This window comes from Sphingobium sp. GW456-12-10-14-TSB1, from assembly GCF_059424385.1.
Genome location: NZ_JBWKZI010000001.1, coordinates 3149061 through 3170633 on the forward strand (window position 1 = coordinate 3149061; position 21573 = coordinate 3170633).

General features: G+C 63.7%; 24 protein-coding genes. 13 read left to right on the forward strand and 11 right to left on the reverse strand.

All coding sequences use genetic code 11. The features are described 5' to 3' along the window. Positions 1 to 13 precede the first annotated feature (13 nt). The 4 genes from fabI to aroC are packed head-to-tail and all read left to right on the forward strand — an operon-like array spanning position 14 to position 2491. The gene (gene fabI, locus AC07X9_RS15420; protein WP_017183545.1) at positions 14 to 820 is read left to right on the forward strand and encodes an enoyl-ACP reductase FabI; all 807 of its coding nucleotides are present in this window, start codon (positions 14 to 16) and stop codon (positions 818 to 820) included. 3 nt (positions 821 to 823) lie between these two features. Next, positions 824 to 1063, forward strand: a complete 240-nt coding sequence (locus tag AC07X9_RS15425; RefSeq protein ID WP_017183544.1) for a DUF4160 domain-containing protein — start codon at positions 824 to 826, stop codon at positions 1061 to 1063. Next, the gene (locus AC07X9_RS15430) at positions 1056 to 1409 is read left to right on the forward strand and encodes a DUF2442 domain-containing protein (protein ID WP_017183543.1); all 354 of its coding nucleotides are present in this window, start codon (positions 1056 to 1058) and stop codon (positions 1407 to 1409) included. The genes AC07X9_RS15425 and AC07X9_RS15430 overlap by 8 nt, the downstream gene beginning before the upstream one ends. Next, entirely contained in the window at positions 1406 to 2491 is a 1086-nt protein-coding gene (gene aroC / locus AC07X9_RS15435) for a chorismate synthase (protein WP_017183542.1), read from the forward strand. The genes AC07X9_RS15430 and aroC overlap by 4 nt, the downstream gene beginning before the upstream one ends. 211 nt (positions 2492 to 2702) lie before the next feature. Here aroC and AC07X9_RS15440 read toward each other — a convergent pair whose 3' ends face one another. The 3 genes from AC07X9_RS15440 to AC07X9_RS15450 are packed head-to-tail and all read right to left on the reverse strand — an operon-like array spanning position 2703 to position 5119. Next, positions 2703 to 4046 carry a TadE/TadG family type IV pilus assembly protein gene (locus AC07X9_RS15440; protein WP_253204271.1) on the reverse strand — a complete coding sequence of 448 codons (1344 nt, stop codon included), beginning with the start codon at positions 4044 to 4046 and terminating at the stop codon, positions 2703 to 2705. Between the two features lies 1 nt (position 4047). Further along, entirely contained in the window at positions 4048 to 4596 is a 549-nt protein-coding gene (locus tag AC07X9_RS15445; RefSeq protein ID WP_017183540.1) for a TadE/TadG family type IV pilus assembly protein, read from the reverse strand. A 1-nt stretch (position 4597) separates the two neighbouring features. Then, the gene (locus AC07X9_RS15450; RefSeq protein ID WP_017183539.1) at positions 4598 to 5119 is read right to left on the reverse strand and encodes a TadE/TadG family type IV pilus assembly protein; all 522 of its coding nucleotides are present in this window, start codon (positions 5117 to 5119) and stop codon (positions 4598 to 4600) included. A 218-nt stretch (positions 5120 to 5337) separates the two neighbouring features. Here AC07X9_RS15450 and AC07X9_RS15455 point away from each other — a divergent pair, with 218 nt between their 5' ends. Both AC07X9_RS15455 and AC07X9_RS15460 read left to right on the forward strand, forming a co-directional pair. After that, on the forward strand, positions 5338 to 7119 hold the full coding sequence (locus tag AC07X9_RS15455; RefSeq protein WP_017183538.1) for an SLC13 family permease: 1782 nt from the start codon (positions 5338 to 5340) through the stop codon (positions 7117 to 7119). Positions 7120 to 7199: 80 nt separating this feature from the next. Then, complete coding sequence (locus tag AC07X9_RS15460; protein ID WP_017183537.1) at positions 7200 to 7988, forward strand: PhzF family phenazine biosynthesis protein; 789 nt, start codon at positions 7200 to 7202, stop codon at positions 7986 to 7988. Here the strand turns inward: AC07X9_RS15460 and AC07X9_RS15465 are convergent. After that, entirely contained in the window at positions 7985 to 9109 is a 1125-nt protein-coding gene (locus AC07X9_RS15465) for a serine hydrolase domain-containing protein (RefSeq protein ID WP_086485914.1), read from the reverse strand. The two genes, AC07X9_RS15460 and AC07X9_RS15465, sit on opposite strands and share 4 nt — an antisense overlap. 38 nt (positions 9110 to 9147) lie before the next feature. Between AC07X9_RS15465 and AC07X9_RS15470 the strand changes: the two genes are divergently transcribed. Continuing rightward, positions 9148 to 9468 (forward strand): hypothetical protein, encoded by a 321-nt coding sequence (locus AC07X9_RS15470; RefSeq protein ID WP_017183535.1) that lies wholly within the window; start codon positions 9148 to 9150, stop codon positions 9466 to 9468. 255 nt (positions 9469 to 9723) lie between these two features. Here AC07X9_RS15470 and AC07X9_RS15475 read toward each other — a convergent pair whose 3' ends face one another. Beyond that, complete coding sequence (locus AC07X9_RS15475) at positions 9724 to 10077, reverse strand: GIY-YIG nuclease family protein (protein ID WP_017183770.1); 354 nt, start codon at positions 10075 to 10077, stop codon at positions 9724 to 9726. 88 nt (positions 10078 to 10165) lie between these two features. Here AC07X9_RS15475 and recQ point away from each other — a divergent pair, with 88 nt between their 5' ends. Then, complete coding sequence (recQ, locus tag AC07X9_RS15480; protein WP_017183771.1) at positions 10166 to 11938, forward strand: DNA helicase RecQ; 1773 nt, start codon at positions 10166 to 10168, stop codon at positions 11936 to 11938. Between the two features lie 60 nt (positions 11939 to 11998). Beyond that, positions 11999 to 12427 (forward strand): protein tyrosine phosphatase family protein, encoded by a 429-nt coding sequence (locus AC07X9_RS15485; protein WP_017183772.1) that lies wholly within the window; start codon positions 11999 to 12001, stop codon positions 12425 to 12427. Here AC07X9_RS15485 and AC07X9_RS15490 read toward each other — a convergent pair whose 3' ends face one another. The 4 genes from AC07X9_RS15490 to AC07X9_RS15505 are packed head-to-tail and all read right to left on the reverse strand — an operon-like array spanning position 12428 to position 15163. After that, a complete protein-coding gene (locus tag AC07X9_RS15490) occupies positions 12428 to 13132 on the reverse strand; it encodes a hypothetical protein (RefSeq protein WP_241763670.1) in 705 nt (234 codons plus the stop codon). A 35-nt stretch (positions 13133 to 13167) separates the two neighbouring features. Next, positions 13168 to 13839, reverse strand: a complete 672-nt coding sequence (locus AC07X9_RS15495; RefSeq protein ID WP_017183774.1) for a hypothetical protein — start codon at positions 13837 to 13839, stop codon at positions 13168 to 13170. A 56-nt stretch (positions 13840 to 13895) separates the two neighbouring features. After that, a complete protein-coding gene (gene dmeF / locus AC07X9_RS15500) occupies positions 13896 to 14894 on the reverse strand; it encodes a CDF family Co(II)/Ni(II) efflux transporter DmeF (RefSeq protein ID WP_017183775.1) in 999 nt (332 codons plus the stop codon). Beyond that, positions 14891 to 15163, reverse strand: a complete 273-nt coding sequence (locus tag AC07X9_RS15505; RefSeq protein ID WP_017183776.1) for a metal/formaldehyde-sensitive transcriptional repressor — start codon at positions 15161 to 15163, stop codon at positions 14891 to 14893. Before AC07X9_RS15505 ends, dmeF begins: the two co-directional genes overlap by 4 nt. A gap of 241 nt (positions 15164 to 15404) precedes the next feature. On the opposite strand from AC07X9_RS15505, the gene crtY reads away from it, so the two are divergent. Genes crtY through AC07X9_RS15525 form a run of 4 tightly spaced genes read left to right on the forward strand, consistent with a single transcriptional unit; the run spans position 15405 to position 19633 of the window. After that, positions 15405 to 16553, forward strand: a complete 1149-nt coding sequence (gene crtY / locus AC07X9_RS15510; RefSeq protein WP_086485916.1) for a lycopene beta-cyclase CrtY — start codon at positions 15405 to 15407, stop codon at positions 16551 to 16553. Continuing rightward, a complete protein-coding gene (locus tag AC07X9_RS15515; protein ID WP_017183778.1) occupies positions 16553 to 18043 on the forward strand; it encodes a phytoene desaturase in 1491 nt (496 codons plus the stop codon). The genes crtY and AC07X9_RS15515 overlap by 1 nt, the downstream gene beginning before the upstream one ends. Before the next feature lie 55 nt (positions 18044 to 18098). After that, the gene (locus AC07X9_RS15520) at positions 18099 to 18680 is read left to right on the forward strand and encodes an LOG family protein (RefSeq protein ID WP_017183779.1); all 582 of its coding nucleotides are present in this window, start codon (positions 18099 to 18101) and stop codon (positions 18678 to 18680) included. A gap of 53 nt (positions 18681 to 18733) precedes the next feature. After that, positions 18734 to 19633 carry a phytoene/squalene synthase family protein gene (locus tag AC07X9_RS15525; protein ID WP_254908107.1) on the forward strand — a complete coding sequence of 300 codons (900 nt, stop codon included), beginning with the start codon at positions 18734 to 18736 and terminating at the stop codon, positions 19631 to 19633. 123 nt (positions 19634 to 19756) lie between these two features. Here AC07X9_RS15525 and AC07X9_RS15530 read toward each other — a convergent pair whose 3' ends face one another. Together AC07X9_RS15530 and AC07X9_RS15535 are read right to left on the reverse strand one after the other, a co-directional pair. Next, positions 19757 to 21103, reverse strand: a complete 1347-nt coding sequence (locus AC07X9_RS15530) for an ammonium transporter (RefSeq protein ID WP_017183781.1) — start codon at positions 21101 to 21103, stop codon at positions 19757 to 19759. Positions 21104 to 21116: 13 nt separating this feature from the next. Continuing rightward, positions 21117 to 21455 (reverse strand): P-II family nitrogen regulator, encoded by a 339-nt coding sequence (locus AC07X9_RS15535; protein ID WP_004209785.1) that lies wholly within the window; start codon positions 21453 to 21455, stop codon positions 21117 to 21119. Positions 21456 to 21573 lie beyond the last annotated feature (118 nt).

Consider the following 21573-nt stretch of genomic DNA (forward strand, 5'->3'; position numbering starts at 1 on the left):
ATGGAACAACGATATGAACGGCTTGATGGCAGGAAAGCGTGGCCTCATCATGGGCCTGGCCAATGACAAGTCGCTGGCCTGGGGCATCGCAAAAGCGTTGCATGAACAGGGTGCGGAACTGGCTTTCTCCTATCAGGGCGACGCGCTGGCCAAGCGGGTGCGGCCCCTGGCGGAGCAGGTCGGATCAGATTTTCTGATCGACTGCGACGTCACGGACATGGACAAGCTGGACGCCGCCTTTGCGGAGATAGAGACACGCTGGGGCGGGCTGGACTTCGTGGTGCATGCGATCGGCTTTTCCGACAAGAATGAGCTGCGCGGCCTCTATGTCGACACCAGCCTGGACAATTTCCTGCTGACCATGAACGTGTCTGCTTACAGTTTTGTGGCAGTCACCCGCCGTGCCCGCGCGCTGATGCCCAATGGCGGCAGCATCCTGACCTTGAGCTATTATGGCGCGGAAAAGGTCATCCCCCATTATAACGTGATGGGCGTGGCGAAGGCCGCGCTGGAAACGTCGGTCAAATATCTGGCGATGGACCTGGGGCCGGAAAATATCCGCGTCAACGCCATCTCGGCTGGTCCCATCAAGACGCTGGCCGCCAGCGGCATCGGCGACTTCCGCTACATTCTGAAGTGGAACGAACTGAATTCGCCCCTGCGCCGCAACGTGACGATCGAGGATGTCGGCGGCGCGGGCCTCTATCTGTTGTCGGATCTGGCCAGTGGCGTGACGGGCGAAATCCACCATGTCGATGCCGGCTATAACGTCATCGGCATGAAGGCGGAGGACGCCCCGGACATCGCGCTGGACAGGTGAGCGGTGCCAACGGTCTGGCGCGAAGCCAATCTGCGTATCATGATCTATACAGACGATCACGCGCCGCCCCATGTTCATGTGTTCGGCGCTGGCGAAACAAAGATTGCGTTGATGGGGCAGGGCGAACAAGCGCAGGTCGTGCGGATTGTCGGCGCTGATTTGCGCGAGAGTCGACGCGCCCTGCAAATCGTGCGAGAAAAGCGCGATTATCTGATCGAAAAGTGGAACGATATTCATGGGTGAATTGACCCAGGCGCAGTTTCAGGAAGCCGTCAGGCGCGGTGAGCATGATCTGGCGATCAAGCCACGCGCCCGCGCCGCGCGCTACGATCGGGATAGCGGCCATGTCGTGATCGATCTGGTCAGCGGCGCCACTTTTTCCTTCCCCGCCACCTTGGCGCAGGGGCTGGAACAGGCGAGCGCCGAACAACTCGGAAAGATTGAGATTGCCGGGGCAGGTTTCGGCCTGCATTGGGAAGAACTGGATGCCGACCTGACCGTCGAAGGATTGCTCGCCGGTCGTTTCGGCAGCGCGCGCTATATGGCGCAGCGTTTCGGCTCCGATTGGGATAGTGAAGCCGCAGAATGAGTTTCAACAGTTTCGGTCGCGTATTCCGCTTCACCACCTGGGGCGAGAGCCATGGTCCTGCCATCGGCGCGGTCGTCGATGGCTGTCCTCCGGGGCTGGACCTGAGCGAGGCCGACATCCAGCCCTGGCTCGACCTGCGCAAGCCCGGCACGTCCAAATTCACCACCCAGCGGCGCGAGGCGGACGAGGTCCGCATCCTGTCGGGCGTGTTTGAAGGGCGGACGACCGGCACGCCGATCAGCCTGATGATCGAAAATACCGACCAGCGATCGAAAGATTATTCGGACGTCGCCAAGGCCTATCGTCCCGGCCATGCCGACTATGCCTATGACGCCAAATATGGATTTCGCGACTATCGCGGCGGCGGGCGTTCGTCGGCGCGGGAAACCGCAAGCCGGGTGGCGGCGGGCGCGGTGGCGCGCGCGGTCATCCCCGAAGTGGATATTTTCGCCTATGTCAGCGCCATTGGCGGCGACGCGATAGACTATGCGCATTTCGATCCGGCGCTGATCGGGCAAAACCCCTTCTTCTGCCCGGACGCGCAGGCCGCTGTGCGGTGGGAAAAGCTGGTCGATGCGGCGCGCCTCGATGGCTCCTCGCTGGGTGCCGTGGTCGAATGCGTCGCCTCTGGCGTGCCGGCCGGCTGGGGCGCGCCGCTTTATGCCAAGCTCGACAGCGAACTGGCGAGTGCGATGATGAGCATCAATGCGGTCAAGGGCGTCGAGATTGGCGATGGTTTTGCCGCCGCCAGCCTGCGCGGCGAACAAAATGCCGATCCGATGCGGCCGGGCGAAGATGGACCCATATTCCTCGCCAATCATGCAGGCGGCATTGCGGGCGGTATCTCGACCGGTCAGCCGATCAAGCTGCGCGTGGCGTTCAAGCCCACCAGTTCCATCCTGATCCCGGTCGAAACGGTCACGCGCGATGGTGCTGCATCGGACATCATCACCAAGGGGCGGCATGACCCCTGCGTCGGCATTCGTGGCGTGCCCGTGGTCGAAGCGATGATGGCGCTGGTGCTGGCCGACCAGAAATTGCTCCACCGCGCCCAATGCGGCGAACGTCCTGAAACCGACTGACGCGCCAAAGCGAAGCGATCCTGCGCCGAAAAGGCGAGACGACTCGGCAAATTTAGGATAGGCTCTGACCCAAGCCCGCCACAGGGCCAGCGGCAGAGCGTAAGCCTGGGGAACGTCACCACGCATGGCGCGGACATGACGACAAAATGTCCCCATACCGCCGCGATACGGGCCAGCCATGCAACCATGGCTGGCCCTTTTCATGTGCTCGCTATTTGGTCAGATGTGCGGCCTGCACGGCTTTCTGGAACAGGCTGGCCAACGCAGCCGACATATCGCTGTCGGTCGTCACCTTGTAATAGAGCCCCGGCGATGCGCAGCTTTCCAGTGGCGGACTGATCTTTTCCGGCGGATTGAGAAATGGCGTGCGTACATTGCTGATCGACCAGCCGTCGGACGCCGATTCCCACAGATATTCCGTGTAGAGCACCGCAATCCGGATTCCCTTGGCCTTGATCGTATCGCACATGGCGGTCGGCATCGGGCCCAGCTTGCGACCGCCTGCATTTTCGTCCCGCATGCCGTCGGTGATCAGGAACATGACGCCCTGGGGCGAATCGCTGCCCTTCTTGGTCCCCGCTCCCGGCACGGGCATGATCGCATTGATGCTGGTCAGGCTCGTGGTGAAGTTGGTCAGCATGTCGCTGTCGTTGATGCCGCACACACGCTGGTTATTCTGGCAAACGGTCAGCAACTGCGCCTGGGATACCAGCCCCTTGGCCGTATCCAGATCGACCGGCTTGTCCGCGATGGAATGATAGGTCCAGTCGAAATGCCCCAGCGCCATGCGGTAGGTCGCGCCGTTGGCCTGGGCCGTTTCCTTGGCCACATCCACCAGATTTTCGACCGCCGACGTCACCAGGTCGCTTCGCAACGCCAGTTTGAGATCGGTCTTGGCGATATAATAATAATCGACATATTGACCGTTCACCATGCGGGTTCTGCCCGGATTGGTCGATGAAGTGTTGGTTTGATGGCAGGCAAAGGCACAGCCGCCGGTAGCAGCGGTCAGCGCCGTCAGCCCGGCCTTTGTCGCCGGCAGGGCCATGGACGGCGACGTGTCGAGCACCATGTAAAAATCGATATTGGGCGCGGTAACGCTCTTGGCGCTGGCGGAACCGCCAATCGCTATGCTGGCGCTGGACAGGATGGCCCCGAAAATATTGTCTGACGCTGCGGCATAGCTCACCGTCACATTGCGTTGCAGGGTGGGGGACAGCGTTTCAGTGATGTTGATCTTGACGTCCTTGCCATAGATCAGCCCGTTCAATCCCACGACCTGATCGTCGAAAAAGGCATTGGCGCGCTTTTTTGTTTCATCCAGGTCATTCTTGAGCATCGGCGCGCTGACGGCGTAGAGGGCCGTCGCGTCGGTGATCGCGTTCATCTTGGTCTGCAAACGCGCCGCCCGCGCATAGTCGATGACCATGCCAGCGCCAAACACCAGCGGGATGAGCGAAAAGGCGAAGATCATGATCACATTGCCGCGCTCCTGCCTTAGCAGGCGCCGGACGATGCGGATCATCGAAAGCACAGGGGATTGGCGCATCATCATCTCAATTCATCGGAATGGAGTCGGACCGGCGCGGCAGCATGTAGATGGTGTCGGTCATGGTGATCTTTCCCAGCATGGCGGACGCCACGACCGGCTGATATTCGTAGGTGATCTCGGCCATCAGCACGCTGGACCCTTCCTCGGAAACGCTGTCCGGCAGATCGATTTTCTCGTTCCGCCTGTACCCCTCGCTCACGGTCGATCCGTCAAAGCGGCGGCTCCAGTCCACGCGCGGCTTGTCGGACGGATTGGTCGACAAATGCGTGATCGTGTAGACGCCGGCCTTTGCGTTGTAGGGGGCCATGACCTGGCTGGCGGCGTGCAATATGCTGTCGGTGGTGACTTGCGTGACCGAACGATATTGGGATGTCAGATCGGCAAGGGTGCGTGTCGTCACGGTCACCTTGCGCGACGCGGAAATGGCGTCGGCAAGCTGGAAGCAGCCAAGATAGAGCAGGATCATGAACGGGGCGAGCAGGGCGAACTCCGTCACCGCGATCGCCCGGCAGTCGCTGGCGTACCGGCGCCACCATGAGAAGAGGCGGCGCATTTCAGTAGGACTCATTCTTGAATACTGATGTCGCGACAAGCAGGCGCCGGCCATTTTTCATGTTGGCGAGCGTGAAGCCCAGCGGTCCGCCGATCGCGGGCATCTGATACATCAGGCGCATGATGACGATGTCACCAGGCCCGCCGGTCAGATATTTCCAGCTGTTGGTGACATTGTTCGAACCGTCATATGTCAATGCCAGCGTGCTGCTGTCGACATCCGCCATGCTGTTTGCCGTGCGTATGTCGATCATCACGTCGGCGCAGTCGACATATTTGGGCAATGTCTTGCACAATTGGGTCTTGAACGCGGACTGGCTGATCCCGTCCGCCTGAACCTGCCCCACGCGAATGGTCCGGCCATTTTTTTCGACCGCGGTTTCGAGAACCTGCTGCGTGAACATGGTGAGCGTGGTCTGCATGACCGCCAGCAGCAGGGCGATAAAGGGCGCGGCAACGATTGCAAATTCAATGATTGCGGTACCGCGCTGATCCTGCAGCAGCCGGAATCGCTTGGATTCCATGAAAGAAGATGACGGCATATGCATCCCGGAAAGGCTGGTGGTCCCTAATGATTGCGCTAACATTGACGCATATTGGTTATGATGTTGTGAATTCGTTCAATCATTATAGGATGCGCGCTTGCCCCCGGCGGACCCGTCCGCCAGCTTTGCGTGCAACGATGTCCGGTTTCCCTCGTTGTGCGAGCGGGGGCGCTTGTGCCGTCGGGGGGTAGGGCCAAATGCATTTCATTATCGCGCTGATGGGCGTGTATCGCGCGGAAATCGGCCTGCTCATCCTGGCGCTGATGTTCGTGTCCTTCGTGCGCGAACGCTATTCGCCCACGGTGATCGCGGTCGTGGGGGCCTGCGCATTCGCACTGTTGGGCCTGCTCAACGAAAAATCGCTCTTTTCGGTTTTTTCCAACAGCGCACCGCTGACCGTCGGGGCGATGTTCGTGCTGTCCGGGTCGCTGATTCGCACCGGCGTGATCAATCGCGTGGCCGACCTCATCATGGCGCGCGCGAAAATACATCCCCGGCTGGCCCTTGCCGAAGTGGCGCTTGGCGCGGCTGTGCTGTCGGCCTTCCTCAACAATACGCCCGTGGTCGTGTTGCTGATCCCGATCATGTTCAAACTGGCGCAGGCGACCGGCTATCCGGTCAAGAAGCTGCTGATCCCGATGAACACGATCGCGGTGCTGGGCGGTTGCCTGACGCTGATCGGCACATCGACCAACCTGATCGTCGCGGGCATCGCCGCTGATCAGGGCATGGCGTCATTTGGCATTTTCGAGATCACGCCCTACGCGCTGGCAGGCGCGGCGGCGGGGATCGTCGCCCTTTTGTGCCTGTCCTTCCTGTTGCCCAGCGATCCGCCCTCCATCAGCGGGGAAACAGGCGGGACGGTGCAGGACTATCTGACCGAACTGGTGGTGCCGCACGATAGCGAGTTGATCGGGCGTGAGATTGGCTCGCTGGGCCTGTTCGGCCCCTCCGTCGTGCTGCTCGGCCTCAAGCGCGGAAGCGAGATCAGGCGGCGCGAGATTCTGGACGAGGAGTTGCGGTCGGGCGATCGGCTGATCGTGCGGGCGGACGGCACCGCCATCATGACGCTGCGTGAATCGGGCGGATTTGATCTGGGCGTTGCCGCCGATTCCGCTACGTCAGCGCGCGAAGGCAAGGTGATAGAGGCGATGGTCGCGCCCAGCCATCCCTCCATCGGTGAACGGCTGCTGGACATTCCCTTCCTCCACGCCCTGCGCGTCCGCATCATCGGCATTCACCGTTCGCGCCATCTGCCCGGTCCAGCGCTGGCGGAAGCGCGGGTGCGCGGCGCGGACCGGCTGCTGATCGCGGGCAGCGACGACGCGATCCGATCGCTCAAGGACAATCCCCATCTGATCGGCGTCGACATCAGCCGCACCCGCGCCTTTCGCCGTAACAAGGCGTGGATCGCCATCGTCGCCATGTCGGCGGTCGTGCTGCTGTCGGCGCTCAACATAATCGGCATCGGCATGGCCGCCTTCATTGCGGTCGGCATCATCCTCGTCACCCGCTGCATCGACCCCGAAGAAGCCTGGGCGGCGATTGACGGCGACGTCCTCATCCTGATCTTCGCGATGCTGGCCGTCGGCCTGGCGCTCGAACAGGCGGGCAGCGTGGCGCTGATGGTCGGCTGGATCACGCCGCTGTTGAAAATCGTGCCGGTCTGGTCCCTGGTGTTCGTCATCTATTTCTTCGCGCTCGTATTGTCCGAACTGCTCAGCAACAATGCGGTGGCGGCGCTGCTGACGCCGATCACCATCGCGCTGGCGCAGCAATTGGGGGTCGATCCGCGCCCGCTGATCATCGCCCTGATGATCGGCGCATCGGCCTGTTTCGCAACGCCGATCGGTTATCAGACCAACGCGCTGGTCTATGCCGCGGGCGACTATCGCTTTGCCGATTTCGTGCGGATCGGCGTGCCGATCAACATCGTCGTCGGGCTGGCGGTGTGCGGCGCGCTGGTGGTGCTGGGATAGGCGGCCAATGCCATGCGGGCGGCCCTGTTCACGCCCCGGCCCGCCCGGCATCAGAACGCCCTGTCCAACGAGGAGCCGCCATGCCCAGCCTGCCCTTCACCCAGGTCGACGCCTTTGCCGACGCGCCCTTCAGCGGCAATCCGGCCGCCGTCATGCCGCTCGACCAGTGGCTCGACGATGTGACGCTTCAGGCGATCGCTGCGGAAAACAACCTGTCCGAAACCGCGTTCACGATTCCGGCCCCCGACGATCCGGATGCGGATTATGCGCTGCGCTGGTTCACCCCGACGGTGGAGGTCAAGCTGTGCGGCCATGCGACGCTGGCCAGCGGCCATGTGCTGATCGGCGATCGGGACGCCATCCGTTTCCGCACCCGCCATGCCGGCGTGCTGACGGTCGCGCGGGCCGGGGCGGGCTATGCGCTGTCGCTTCCCGCATGGGATACGGAGGTCAGGCCATTGCCTGATCTGGCGGCGGGCATGGGCGGCGATGTGCTGGAAACGCGCTGGCGGGACGGCGGCTATGCGCTCTTCGTCTATCGCGATGCCGCCGCGATCCGCGCGCTGACGCCCGATTTCGCGGCGCTGCGCCCGGCGGGCGACCTGCTGCTGATGGCGACTGCGCCGGGCGATGACAGCGACATTATCAGCCGGGTGTTCGTGCCCGGCGGCGGCGTGGATGAAGATCCCGTCACCGGATCGGCCCATGGCCTGCTCACCCCCTATTGGGCGGCGCGGCTGGGCAAGACCGACATCAGCGCCTTTCAGGCATCGGCGCGGGGCGGGCGCCTGGGCTGCACGCTGGCGGGCGACCGGGTCGTCCTGACCGGCGGGTGCCGCACCGTGATAGAGGGGCGCTTCCTGCTCTAGCCCGGAAACAGCCCGATCAGCCGCGCCAGCGCCGTCTTGACCGCCACCCGCTGTTCCTTGTGCGGCGACATGCCGATCCGCACGATGGTCAACCGCTGTGACGGGGAAACGAGGATATATTGCCCATTATGGCCGACGCAGCCGAACAGGCTGGCGGGGGCCTGCCCCGGCATCAGCGCGCTTTCGCTGCTTTCCCGGTTCAGCCACAGATGCGCGCCATAGGCCGGGTTGCGGGCCGATGGCGTGGTCATGATGTCGATCCATTTTTCCGGCAAGATCTGGTGGCCGGTCGGGCTGCGGCCATGGCGACGCAGCAATTCGCCAAAGCGGCCATAATCGCGCGCGGTCATATGCACGATGCTGCCGCCGATCATCGTGCCCGCCGCGTCATATTCCGGGGTCAGGCTGGGCAGGCGTCCCGGCGCTTTCAGCCTGCCGTCGATGAACATCTGCATCGCCCGCCGCCGCGCATCGGGATCGTCGCTATTGGTCAGCATCCGCGTCATCAGGTCGGTCAGGATCATGGTGCTGCCGGTCGAGTAGGAAAAGGTCGATCCGGGCGCATGGGCCAGCGGCTTGGCCTCGGCAAAGCCGCTCATATCCTGCGCGCCATCGGTAAACAGCATCCGCACCGTGTCGCCAGCGGGCAGCGGGACGCCATCCTCCACATGGTCCAGCCCCGACGTCATCGTCAGCAACTGGCGCAGCGTAATCCGCCCGCGCGGGTCGCCCGGCTGGCGCCACGCATCGACCGGCACCGGCGAGTCCAGCGCCAGCCGCCCGTCCGACACCATCAGCCCGACCAGTACCGCCGTGACGCTCTTGGCGATCGACCAGGACAATAATTTCGTGTCCGGGCCAAAGCCGGGCGCATAACGTTCCGCGATGACCTGCCCGTCGCGCATCACCAGCAAGGCGCGCGTGTCGCCCATATCGGCTTCATCGAACAGCGGGTCGATCGCGGCGCGCAGCGCGGTTTCGCTCACGACGGCGTCAGATGATACGCGATAGAGCGGTTGCGGATCGGCTGCGCGCACGCTCAACATCCCGCCCGCGCCGACCAGCGCAGCCACGGCGACACCCAGACCAAGCCGCTTTACGCTGTTCCATTCCCTCTTCATAAGCCGCGGCCTTAGCCATCCCCAACCGAGTCGGGAATATGCCGGGTCGTCGGACGATCATTTATCTTGCCCTTGCGCTCTGCCTGGCGCTGCTCGTTACGCTGGGCTGGCACTGGAATGCCTTGCGCGATCAGGCCCGGCTGGGCGCCGCCTACGGCGCGCGGCTGACCTGTTCCTGCCGCTATGTCGAAGGGCGCGCCATGGACAGCTGCACCGATGACAAGGAACCGGGCATGGCGCTGGTCCGGCTGACCGACCGCCCGGACGACAAGGCCGTGGACGCCAGCGTCCCCCTCATGGCCACCCGCACCGCCCGCTTCCGCCCCGGCTGGGGCTGCCTGCTCGACCCGGTGGACTGAAGCGGACGTTTTTTGACAGTCCGGCAGTGATCAGAAGCGACTTTAAGCCCCTCCCCTTCAGGGGAGGGGTTGGGGTGGGGCGGTGCCTCTCAGGTCAGGTCTTGCGGCGAAGCCCCACCCCCGACCCCTCCCCTGAAGGGGAGGGCGGGAATGACTGGAAGCGACCAAGAAATTGCCTCTGGAATACACTGCGCCAAGACTTGGAATCGGCCATTTCCTTCATCGTCACCCCAGCGAAGGCTGGGGTCTCAGGCGTCAGAAGATAACGTCTGACATATCGCGCCAATCTGGATTGGCTTCTTCCACAAGGCGGATTTTCCATTCGCGTTTCCAGGCTTTGAGCGCCTTTTCGCGGGCGATGGCGATCCTAATATCATCATGTGGCTCGACCAGAACAAGGCGGGTCAACCCATATTTCTTGCAAAAGGCGGAGCCGGTGCCGTTTCGATGGTGTTGGGCGCGCGTAGCGATGTCGGCTGTGACGCCAATATAGAGGACGCCCCTTGGCTTATTGGTCATCACATAGGTGTAGCCGCCTCGCGCCATATCCAACTGTAGCGCATCTGCGCCTGAGACCCCAGCCTTCGCTGGGGTGACGGTGAAATTCATTCCGCTCCCCACCCATCCTCGCCCAACACCCCCCTCATAACGCAACACCCACTGGCCCCCCTGCGCCTCAGCCGCTACAGGCCATGCGATGCGGCGCGACATTCCCACCCTTCTCCACGATATATTCGGCTTTTCCGCCTTTCGCGGGGTACAGGAACAGGTGGTCGGGCGGGTCATGGCGGGGTTGCCGACGCTGGCGATCATGCCGACCGGGGCGGGCAAGTCGCTCTGTTACCAGTTGCCGTCGGCCGCGCTTGATGGCTGCTGCGTCGTCGTATCGCCACTGATCGCGCTGATGCACGACCAGTTGCGCGCGGCCAATGCGGTCGGCCTGCGCGCCGCCAGCCTGACCAGCGTGGACGCCGACTGGCGGGAGACGCAGGATCGCCTGCGCAATGGCGATCTCGACCTGCTCTATGTCGCCCCCGAACGCGCCAGTCAGGAGGGGTTTCGTTCGCTGCTCCGCTCTGCCAGGGTTGCGCTGTTCGCGATCGACGAAGCCCATTGCGTGTCCGAATGGGGCCATGATTTCCGCCCCGACTATCGCCTGTTGCGCCCGCTGCTCGACGAATTTCCCGACGTCCCGCGCCTGGCGCTCACTGCCACGGCGGACGCGCATACCCGCGATGATATTCTCGTCCAGCTCGGCATCCCGCGCGATGGCCTCATCATCTCCGGCTTCGACCGGCCCAATATCCGCTACGCCGTCCATCCGCGCGACGGTGTTTCGAGCCAACTCGCAGATCTGGTCGCCACCCATCCCGGCCCCGGCATCGTCTATGCCCAGACCCGCGCCGCGACCGAGAAAATGGCCGAGACGCTGGGCCGTGGTGGCCGCCCCGTGCGCGCCTATCATGCCGGGCTCGACCCCGCCGTCCGCGCCCGCAACCAGGCCGCCTTCATCGCCAGCGAAGATATGGTGATGGTTGCCACCGTCGCCTTCGGCATGGGCATCGACAAGCCCGACGTCCGCTTTGTGGCGCACGCAGGACTGCCCAAATCGATCGAGGGCTATTATCAGGAATCGGGCCGTGCAGGGCGCGATGGCGAACCGGCGGTCGCGCATCTTTTCTGGGGTGCGGAAGATTTCGCCCGCGCCCGTCAGCGCATTATGGAACTCGACCCATCCCGCCAGCAGGGCGAGCGCACCCGCATCGCCGCGCTCGGCGCGCTGGTGGAGACCGCCACCTGCCGTCGCGCCATCCTGTTGCGCCATTTCGGCGAAAACCCGCCGGCGACCTGCGGCAATTGCGACAATTGCCTGTCCCCTCCGGCCAGCGTCGACGCTACCGAAACCGCGCGCAAATATCTCTCCGCCGTCTATCGCACCGGGCAAAGCTTCGGCTCCGGCCACATAGAGGCGGTGCTGACCGGCGGCGTCACCGACAAATTGCGCGAACGCGGCCATGACAGGATTTCGGTCTATGGCATCGTGTCGGGCGATGAGACCGCGTTATTGCGCCCGGTGTCGCGCGCGCTGCTGGTGCGCGATGCGCTGGAAACGACCGAACATGGCGGCTTGATGCTCGGCCCCAACGCCCGGCCCATCCTGCGCGGGGAGGAGGAGGTGCGCATCCTCGTGCCCCCCAGGCGCGAACGGCGCAAGCGCAACGCCCGCAACGGCGCGGATGCCAATCCGGTCGGCGATCCGCTGTTCGACGCGCTGCGCACCTGCCGCCGCGAACTGGCGCAGGAGGCGGGCGTGCCGCCCTATGTCATCTTCCACGATTCGACCCTGCGCGAAATGGCCGAACAGCGCCCCACCAGCCTGCGCGATCTGGGCATGATCAGCGGCGTGGGTCAAAAGAAGCTCGATGCCTGGGGCGACGCGTTCCTGGCCGCGATCCGGCCTTTTCTGTAACGCGACATCCTTGAAACCGGCGCTGTCCCGGCGCATGGGTTGGGGAAAGGAGACCCACAGATGTTCCGCAAGCTGACCGACCATATCCTCGTTTCCCCCCAGATCACGATCGATCAGGTGGCAGAGGCGAAAGCGCAGGGCGTGACGATGATCGTCAACAACCGCCCCGACAATGAGGAGCCGGGTCAGGTCAACGGCGCGGAGATCGAAGCGGCGGCCAAGGCGGCGGGCATCGCCTATGTCGCCGTGCCGGTCGCCCATGGCGGCTTTGCCCCCTGGCAACTCGATGGCATGGCCGCAGCGCTGGAGCAGGCCGGCACCGGCAAGACGCTGGCCTATTGCCGCTCAGGCACGCGCAGCACCTTGCTCTGGGCGCTCACCCGCGCGCGGGCAGGCGACAATGGCGACGTGCTGGCGGCGCAGGCGGCGGCGGCAGGCTATGACATCGCCCCGGTGCGCCAGATCATGGATGCGCTGAAGGCGGAGTGATCACTGCTCCTCGCACCGCCCGGTAAATTCGGTCGCTGCGCGCACACGGACGATGCGCGTGCGGCGATCATAGTCGATGCGCGGCTTGTTCAGCCCGTTCATGCGATAGCTGCCCGTAATCCGGTCCGGCGTCACCAGCAGGTCGGCGATCGGCCACCAGCCATCATTCCCGCCCGAATGGATCGGCGACACCAGCTTGCCGGACGGATGCACCCGGCCGACACCATCGGCAATCTCGATCTCCAGATCGGACGAAAAGGCTTCCCGCCCCATGGTCGTGCCAAATTCCGGCTCGAATTTGCGCGACTTGCGATTGTAGCGATAGCCGGACGAGCTTTGCGCCGCAGGTCCGCTGCCCGTGCCGATACAGACCAGCGAAATCCTCTCAAAGGGCTGTGTCGGCCGGGACGTCGCGCCGCCGCCGCCGGCATTGCAATTGGCCGCCGGAACCGTGCCGATCGCGTTGTAGCGGCCCTCGGCCGTCGCCACCGAAATGCACTGCCGCTGCCGCTCGCTCCACCAGAAGGACCATTTCGTGTCCCGCACCACATTGGTGGTGACGAAGCGATAGCCCCGCGCCTCCAGCTGGGTTTCGCCCCCGGCGGCCCTGGCACCGACCAGGTCGGCGACATCGGGCGGCGTCTGGGCGATGGCGGGGGTCGCGGATGCCGCCAGCAGGACGGCTATCACAGGCAGGAAACGCATGGACCAATCCTCCTGAAGGGGCGCAGATGCAAACATTAGCGCGTGAACAGAAATCCGACGATAAGGAACAGGGTAAATGCTTCAAACAGGGTGATGGCGACCGCACCGATCGCGGAGATATAGCCGGTGCCCAGCTTCATGGCGAACCAGCGTGTCTCGATGATGACATAATAGAGGATGCTCGCGACGACCAGCCCGATGCCGCCTATATGGGTGGCGGGCCATGCCGTGCGGACCAGGGCGACGCCGGTGCCCAGCCCCAGCGCGAATACGCCGGTGGGATAGCATTGCGCGTAAAAGGGCGCCCTTAGCGTATTGCGGTCAATCGGCAGGCCACGCCGGCGCACCATCCTTGTGGCGGTGAACAGGGAAAAGGACGCAAAGACGACCAGCCGCAGCACCAGCGCGCTGGCATCGTCATTGACCAGCGCGCCCAGCCCGTGCTGGTCGGCAACGATCGCATCAACCTGCCCCAGCGTCAGCGAAACCACATGGGCCATCAGCAGCGCAATCGCCAGGAATAGCGGCGGGCTGAGCGCTGCACCATATTGCTGGTCGTCGGGCAGAGCCAGCTGATCGTCGGCATAGTCCATCATCGCAAAGGGATGGATGATCGAACGCCATAGCGTCAGCGGAAAGAAGAGCAGCCAGCTCATGACTTCGTAGAGAAGCTCGTCGAGCGAGTTGATCCATTTCATGAAATCCATGGCGCATCATCGGACAAAGCCGGTGCGCAGGGCAATCCCCCTACAGCATGGAAATATTAGCCTTCCACCGTCACATGCTCCATCCGCGGTAGCGACTTCACCCGCGCCCGGACTCGCGCAACGTCCGCGCCCGGCGCCAGGCTGATGATCGACGCATGGGCGTGCGGGCCGATGCGCCAGACATGCAGGTCACAGATAGTCGCGCCCTCGGCCTCCACCAGCGTCCGCACTCTCGCCATCAGCGCCGGTTCCGCCGTATCCAGCAGGATCGCGGCGGTATCCTTCATCAGCCCCCAGGCCCAGCGCGCTATCACCACTGCGCCCAGCAGGCCGACCGCGGGGTCCATCCACCGCCAGCCCAGATAGCGCCCGGCCAGCAGCGCCGCGATCGCCAGTACCGACGTCAGCGCATCGGTCAGCACATGCACATAGGCGGCGCGCAGATTATTGTCGGCATGGCTGTGTTTGGCGCCATGGGCATGATCATGCCCATGATCGCCATGGCCATGATCATGGCTATGGTCATGCCCCAGCAGAAACGCGCTGATGATGTTGATGACCAGCCCGACGACGGCCACCAGCGTCGCCTCGCCAAAGGCGACCTCGACCGGCTGGAAGAACCGCATCCCCGATTCGATCGCGATGAACAGCGCCATGACGCCCAGCAGCAGGGCAGAGGCAAAGCCGGACAGATCGCCCACCTTGCCCGTCCCGAACGTGTAGCGCGGGTTGCGCGCGTGTCGCCGGGCATAAGCATAGGCCGCCGCCGCCACGGCCAGAGCGCCCGCATGCGTCGCCATATGAAAGCCGTCGGCCAGCAGCGCCATCGATCCGGTGGTCCATCCCGCGACAATCTCCACCACCATGGTCGCGGCGGTCAGCCATACGACCCACAGGGTGCGCTTCGCATTCTCGTCATGCCCGGCGGACAGATAGATATGGTCGAAATAATGGCTGTCCTCGCCCTCCATGGACGCCGCGTCGAGCGTTGGGGCAGGGGCGGGATCATGACTGTGATCGTCATGCCGGTGATCATGGCCGTCGTGCATCGTCATTTCCCGTAGCGGCGGATCAGCGCCAGCATTTCCTCGCTGGCGGCGCTGCGCTCGGCATCGGTCAGGCCCGGTCGGGCGACATGCTCGCGCATATGCTGCTCGATCAGTTCCTCCATCAGGCTGCCGACCGCGCCACGCACCGAAGCCACCAGTTGCAGCGTTTCGGAACAGTCGGCGTCCCCCGTCAACTGGCGGTCCACGGCAGCAATCTGTCCCGCGATACGGCGCACCCGCGCCAGCAACTTGTCCCGATCGGCGATGATATGCATAGGGTACCCCCCTATACTATTTTGCGGGTGTTTACCAGAGCCTCCTGCACAAACCCCCGTTCGTTTCGAGCGAAGTCGAGAAACGCCGCGCAGGTTTCTCGACTGCGCTCGAAACCAACGGATCAAGCTATGGTCATGCTGTGCTGAACAGGTCCGCCGTCTCCCGCCGCTTCCCCAAAAACCATACCGCCGCGCCATTTGGGTCATGGCCTTGCCGCACAGCCTCCCCTAACAGGATCGCATGACCAACCGGGTGGAATGCGATCTGGCGATCCTTGGCGGCGGCCTGGCGGGCAGCCTGATCGCGCTTGCCTTCGCCGCCCGGCGGCCCGATGTGCGGCTGGCGCTGGTGGAGCGCGACGCCGGGATTGGCGGCAACCATATCTGGTCCTTTTTCGATGGCGATGTGATGCCCGGCGACCGCTGGCTGGTCGATCCCTTGATCAGCCATCGCTGGCCGCAGGGGCATGATGTCCGCTTTCCCGGCCACCATCGGCAACTCGACACCCCCTATAACAGCATCGCCTCGCCCCGGCTCGACGCGCATATCCGCGCCGTGCTGGGTGACGCCGTGCTGACCGGGGCAGATGTGGTGTCGGTGACGCCCGATGCGGTCATGCTGGCCGACGGGTTGGAAATTACCGCAGGGGCGGTGATCGATGCGCGCGGGGCGGGCGACCTGTCGGCGCTGCGCTGCGGCTGGCAGAAGTTTGTGGGCCATACGCTGCGGCTCGATGCGCCGCACGGGATCGACCGGCCCGTCATCATGGATGCGAGTGTGGAGCAGATTGACGGGTATCGCTTCGTCTATCTGCTGCCCTGGGACGCCCGCACCATCTTCATCGAAGACACCTATTACAGCAACAGCCCGGCGCTGGATGTCGCCAGCATCGGCACGCGGATCGCGGCCTATGCGCAGGCAAAGGGCTGGCACGGCACGGTCGTCCATCGCGAACAGGGTGTGTTGCCGGTTGTCCATGGCGGCGATTTCTACAGCTATTGGCCAGCGCATGATCCGGTCGCCCGCGCCGGTGTGCGGGCGGGGCTGTTTCAGCCCATGACCGGCTATTCGCTGCCTGATGCCGTCCGTTTCGCGACCTGGCTCGTGGATCAGCCGCTCGATCGTCTGGCCATGGTCACCCGCGCCCGCGCCGCCGCCCATTGGCGCGCTGGCGGCTATTATCGCCTGCTCGGCAAGATGCTGTTCGGCGCGGCCCGGCCCGACCAGCGCTGGCGCATCTTCGCCCGCTTCTACCGCCTGTCCGCGCCGCTGATCCAGCGTTTCTACGCCGGGCGCTCCACCCTGACCGACCGCATCCGCATCTTGTGCGGACGCCCCCCCGTGCCCATAAGGGATGCCATGCGAACATTGTTGAATCCGCCCGCCTGATGGCCAGAAAAGCGATCGTCATCGGCGCAGGCTTTGGCGGCCTGGCGCTCGCCATCCGCCTGCAATCCGCCGGCATGGACACCATTTTGGTGGAGGCGCGCGACCGTCCCGGTGGCCGCGCCTATATGTGGGAAAAGGACGGCTTCACCTTCGACGCCGGGCCGACCGTCATCACCGATCCCGATTGCCTGTCGGAACTGTGGCGCCTGTCGGGGCATGACATGGCGCAGGACGTGACGCTGATGCCGGTCAGCCCCTTCTACCGCCTCAACTGGCGCGACGGCACGAATTTCGATTACAGCAATGACGAAGCGTCGCTGCGCACGGAGATCGCCAAGCTCGATCCCGCCGACGTCGCGGGTTATGAACGCTTCCTCGATTATGCCGCCGGGGTGTATGAGGAGGGGTATCGCAAGCTCGGCTCGGTCGCCTTTCTCGACTTCGCCTCGATGATCAAGGCCGCACCCGCGCTCGCCAAATATCAGGCCTGGCGGTCGGTCTATTCGATCGTTTCTTCCTATGTGAAGAATGAAAAGCTGCGCGAGGCGCTGTCCTTCCATACGCTGCTGGTCGGCGGCAATCCGATGAACACCAGCGCCATCTATGCGCTGATCCACAAGCTGGAAAAGGATGGCGGCGTCTGGTTCGCAAAGGGCGGGACCAATCGTCTGGTGCAGGCCATGGCGACCCATTTCGAGCGGCTGGGCGGCACGTTGCGGCTGGGTGACAAGGTGACCCGGATCGAAACCCAGGGCGACAGGATCACCGCTGTGCATACAGCATCGGGCTGGCGCGGGGAGGCGGACGCTGTCGCCAGCAACGCCGACCTGATGCACAGCTATCGCGATCTGCTGGCCCACCATCCGCGCGGTGCAAAGCAGGGGGAAAAGCTGGCGCAAAAGCGCTGGTCGCCCAGCCTGTTCGTGCTGCATTTCGGGATCAAGGGCAGCTGGCCCGGTATCCCGCATCATATGATCCTGTTCGGGCCGCGCTATAAGGGATTGCTGACGGACATCTACGATCATGGCGTGCTGCCGGAAGATTTCTCGCTCTATCTGCACCATCCGACCGTGACCGATCCGTCGATGGCGCCCGACGGTCATTCGACCTTCTATGCGCTCGCCCCGGTGCCGCACATGGGCAAGCTGCCGATCGACTGGGATCAGTTCGCCCCCGCCTATGCCGACCGGATATTGGACGAAATCCAGCATCGCCTGATCCCCGACATCCGGTCGCGCATCGTCACCCAGTTCCATTATGCGCCGTCCGATTTCGGCCGCGATCTGAACGCCCATCTGGGCAGCGCCTTCAGCCTGGAACCCTTGCTGACCCAGAGCGCCTGGTTCCGCGCGCATAATCGCGACGATGTGATTCCCAACCTGTATCTGGTAGGGGCAGGCACGCATCCGGGCGCTGGCATCCCCGGCGTCGTCGGCAGCGCGAAGGCGACAGCGGCACTGATGATAGAGGATCTGGCTGCTTTAGGCTAAGCATCTGAATTATATCGATATTACCACGATGCCATATGGTGAATATGGGAAGAGTATGAATAGATTGGCCGTATATTGCGGATCAGCCACCCCTGCCGATCCGATCTTCATCGAAGCCGCCCGCCATGTCGGACGCACCCTCGCCGCCCGTGGAATCGGCGTCGTCTATGGCGGTGGGCGTCTCGGCCTGATGGGCGCCGTGGCTGACGCGGCGCTGGAGGCTGGTGGCGAGGTGATCGGCGTGATTCCCGACGCCCTTGTCGGCGCGGAAGTCGCCCATCGCGGCTGCACGCAGCTGCACGTCGTCCAGACGATGCACCAGCGCAAACAGCTCTTCACCGACCTGTCTGACGGCTTCGTCACCCTGCCCGGCGGGGTGGGGACGATGGATGAATTGTGGGAGGCGATCAGCTGGTCGCAGCTGGGCTATCATCAAAAGCCGGTCGGCCTGCTCAATGTCGGCGGCTTTTACGACCAGCTGATCGGCTTCAACCGGCAGATGGTGGCGGCAGGCTTCATCCGTGCCCAGCATGCGGGCATCCTGCTGCATGCCGACAGCATAGACGCCCTGCTCGATACCATGGCCGCCTATCAGCCCCACGAAACGATCTTCGCGATGAAGGCGGCGCGGCTCTGACGGGTTCGCCACATCTCGACCGTCCCGCCCTCGTCGCCCATGCGCAGGCGAGCATCGCGCGTGGCTCGAAATCCTTCGCCATGGCCTCTACCCTGTTCGACCGGGTAACCCGTGAACGGGCCTGGCTGCTCTACGCCTGGTGCCGCAAGTGCGACGACATTGCCGACGGACAGGACCATGGCGGCACGCTCACCGGCGTAAGCGACGGGCAGGCGCGATTGTCGACCATCCGCGTCATGACCGACATGGCGCTGCGCGGTGAGGCGACCGGCGATCCGGCCTTTGACGGCTTTGGCGTGGTGATGCGCGAATGCGCCATTCCGGCCCGCTATGCCCATGACCTGATAGAGGGGTTCGCGCTCGACGCGCGTGACTGGAGGCCGCGCAGTCAGGACGATATGCTGCGCTACTGCTATCATGTCGCGGGCGCTGTCGGTTGCATGATGGCGGTGTTGATGGGGGTCGATCCGGCCGATCAGGCGACGCTGGACCGCGCCTGCGATCTGGGACTGGCGTTTCAACTGGCGAACATCGCCCGCGACATTAGCGAGGATGAAGCCGCCGACCGCTGCTACCTGCCGCAGGAGTGGCTCGCGGAAATGGATATTCCGCCCGGCGAGCATATGAAGCCATGGGTCCGCCCGCGCCTTGCCCTGTTGGGCAAGCGCATGGCCGACATGGCCGCCGCCTATGAACAAAGCGCGCGCCACGGCACCGGCGCATTGCCGCCGCGCGCGGCATGGGCTGTGCTGGCAGCAGCGGGCATTTATGGCGACATTGCGCGGGAGGTCGCCAGACGGGGCGAGCAGGCATGGGACCATCGCGTCGTCACGCCCAAATCCGACAAGCTGCTGTGGGTAGCCCGGTCCGGCTGGCAGGTGATTGGCCGCGCGCGCCGCTGGCCCGCAACAACGCCGCGCCCGGCCGGCCTGTGGACCCGCCCCACCGCCTGACGCTGCCCCTCACGAGCCAAAAAAAGGACCGATGCTTTCGCATCGGCCCGAGGCATGTTCGCAGGAGGAACAGTGTGGGGCGGGCGGGCCTTGTCGCGTTCGGGCGGCCCGCCCTGCCAAGTCTTACATATTGTAGGCGCGCTCGCCGTGCTCGCCGAGGTCGAGACCTTCCAGTTCGACTTCCTGGCTGACACGCAGGCCGGTGACTGCCTTGGCGATGAAGATGGCGACCACGGTGCCGATGGCGGCCCAGACAATCGTCACACCGACCGCATAAAGCTGGACCAGCAGCTTGTCGAAGATCACATAATCTTCCGCGCCGGGGCCACCAAAGGCAGGCGAGTAGACGATCGCGGTGCCGATGGCGCCGATCATGCCGCCAACGCCGTGGATGCCGAATGCATCCAGCGAGTCGTCATAGCCAAGCTTGGGCTTGATGACGGTCACGGCATAGAAGCAGATGATCGAAGCGACAGCGCCCAAGATGATGGCACCGAACGGGCCGGAGTTGCCAGCGGCTGGCGTAACGGCGACCAGGCCGGCGATGATGCCCGAACAGAAGCCCAGAGCCGAACCCTTGTGGCCGTTCAGCTTTTCAGCAAGCATCCAGAAGAGGCCAGCCGACGCCGTGGCGACGAAGGTGTTGATCATGGCCAGAGCCGCCGAACCATTGGCTTCGAGAGCCGAACCGGCGTTGAAGCCGAACCAGCCAACCCACAGCAAGCCAGTGCCAACGCCAGTCAGCGTCAGCGAGTGGGGAGCCATCGGCTCCTTGGGAAAGCCGATACGCTTGCCGAGGATAATGCAGGCTACCAGAGCCGAAACGCCCGCATTGATGTGGACGACGGTGCCGCCCGCAAAGTCGAGCGCGCCGAGCTTGAAAAAATAGCCGCTCGCTGCCCAGACCATGTGCGCGATCGGGAAATATACGATCGTCAGCCAGACAGCGGCAAAGACCATCACGGCCGAGAATTTGATGCGCTCGACCACCGAACCCAACACCAGCGCCACGGTGATCGCGGCAAAGGTCATCTGGAAACAGACGAACACATATTCGGGGATTTCGACACCCGCCGTGAACGTCGCGGCCTGCGACGCCGGGGTGATTCCCTTCAGGAACGCCTTGTCAAAGGTCGAAATGAAGTTGGACAGGCCGCTGGTATAGTCCGGCCCGAATGCCATGGAATAGCCGTACATTACCCAGATCAGCATCGCGAGGCAGGCCGCCGCGCCGATCTGCGTCATGACCGACAGCATGTTCTTCGTGCGAACGAGGCCGCCGTAGAACAGCGCCAGGCCCGGCAGGATCATCGCCAGAACCAATACGGTCGACATCATCATCCAGGCCGTATCGCCCTTGTCGACGGTCGCGGCGGGTACCGCCGCATCCTGTGCCCAAGCGGGCAGAGCGGTGAAGAGCAACAGCCCGGCTGCCCCCGCAACCCCGCAAAGTTTCTTGGAAAAGGTCATTATTTCCCCCTTCTTACAGCGCGGTTTCGCCGGTCTCGCCGGTGCGGATGCGCACGGCCTGACCGACATCGAGGACGAAGATCTTGCCATCGCCGATGGCGCCCGAATTGGCGGCCGCCTGGGTCGCTTCCACGACGCGCGGCGCAAGGTCGTCGTCGCAGACGACCTCGATCTTGATCTTCGGGACCATGTTGGTGGAATATTCGGCGCCGCGATAGATTTCGGTCTGCCCCTTCTGGCGGCCGAAGCCCTTTACTTCGCTGACCGTCATACCTGCGATGCCGAGCGAGGAGAGTGCCTCGCGGACATCGTCAAGCTTGAACGGCTTGATGATAGCCATGACAAGTTTCATGTCGCCCCCTGTTACTGGTGTGCAGGGGACTACTCAGCAAGAGGCGTGCCAATTTGTTAAACACGCGTTAATGCGGGCTTATGGCGCGATGATGCGAAGGGCAGCGCCAAAAAAATGG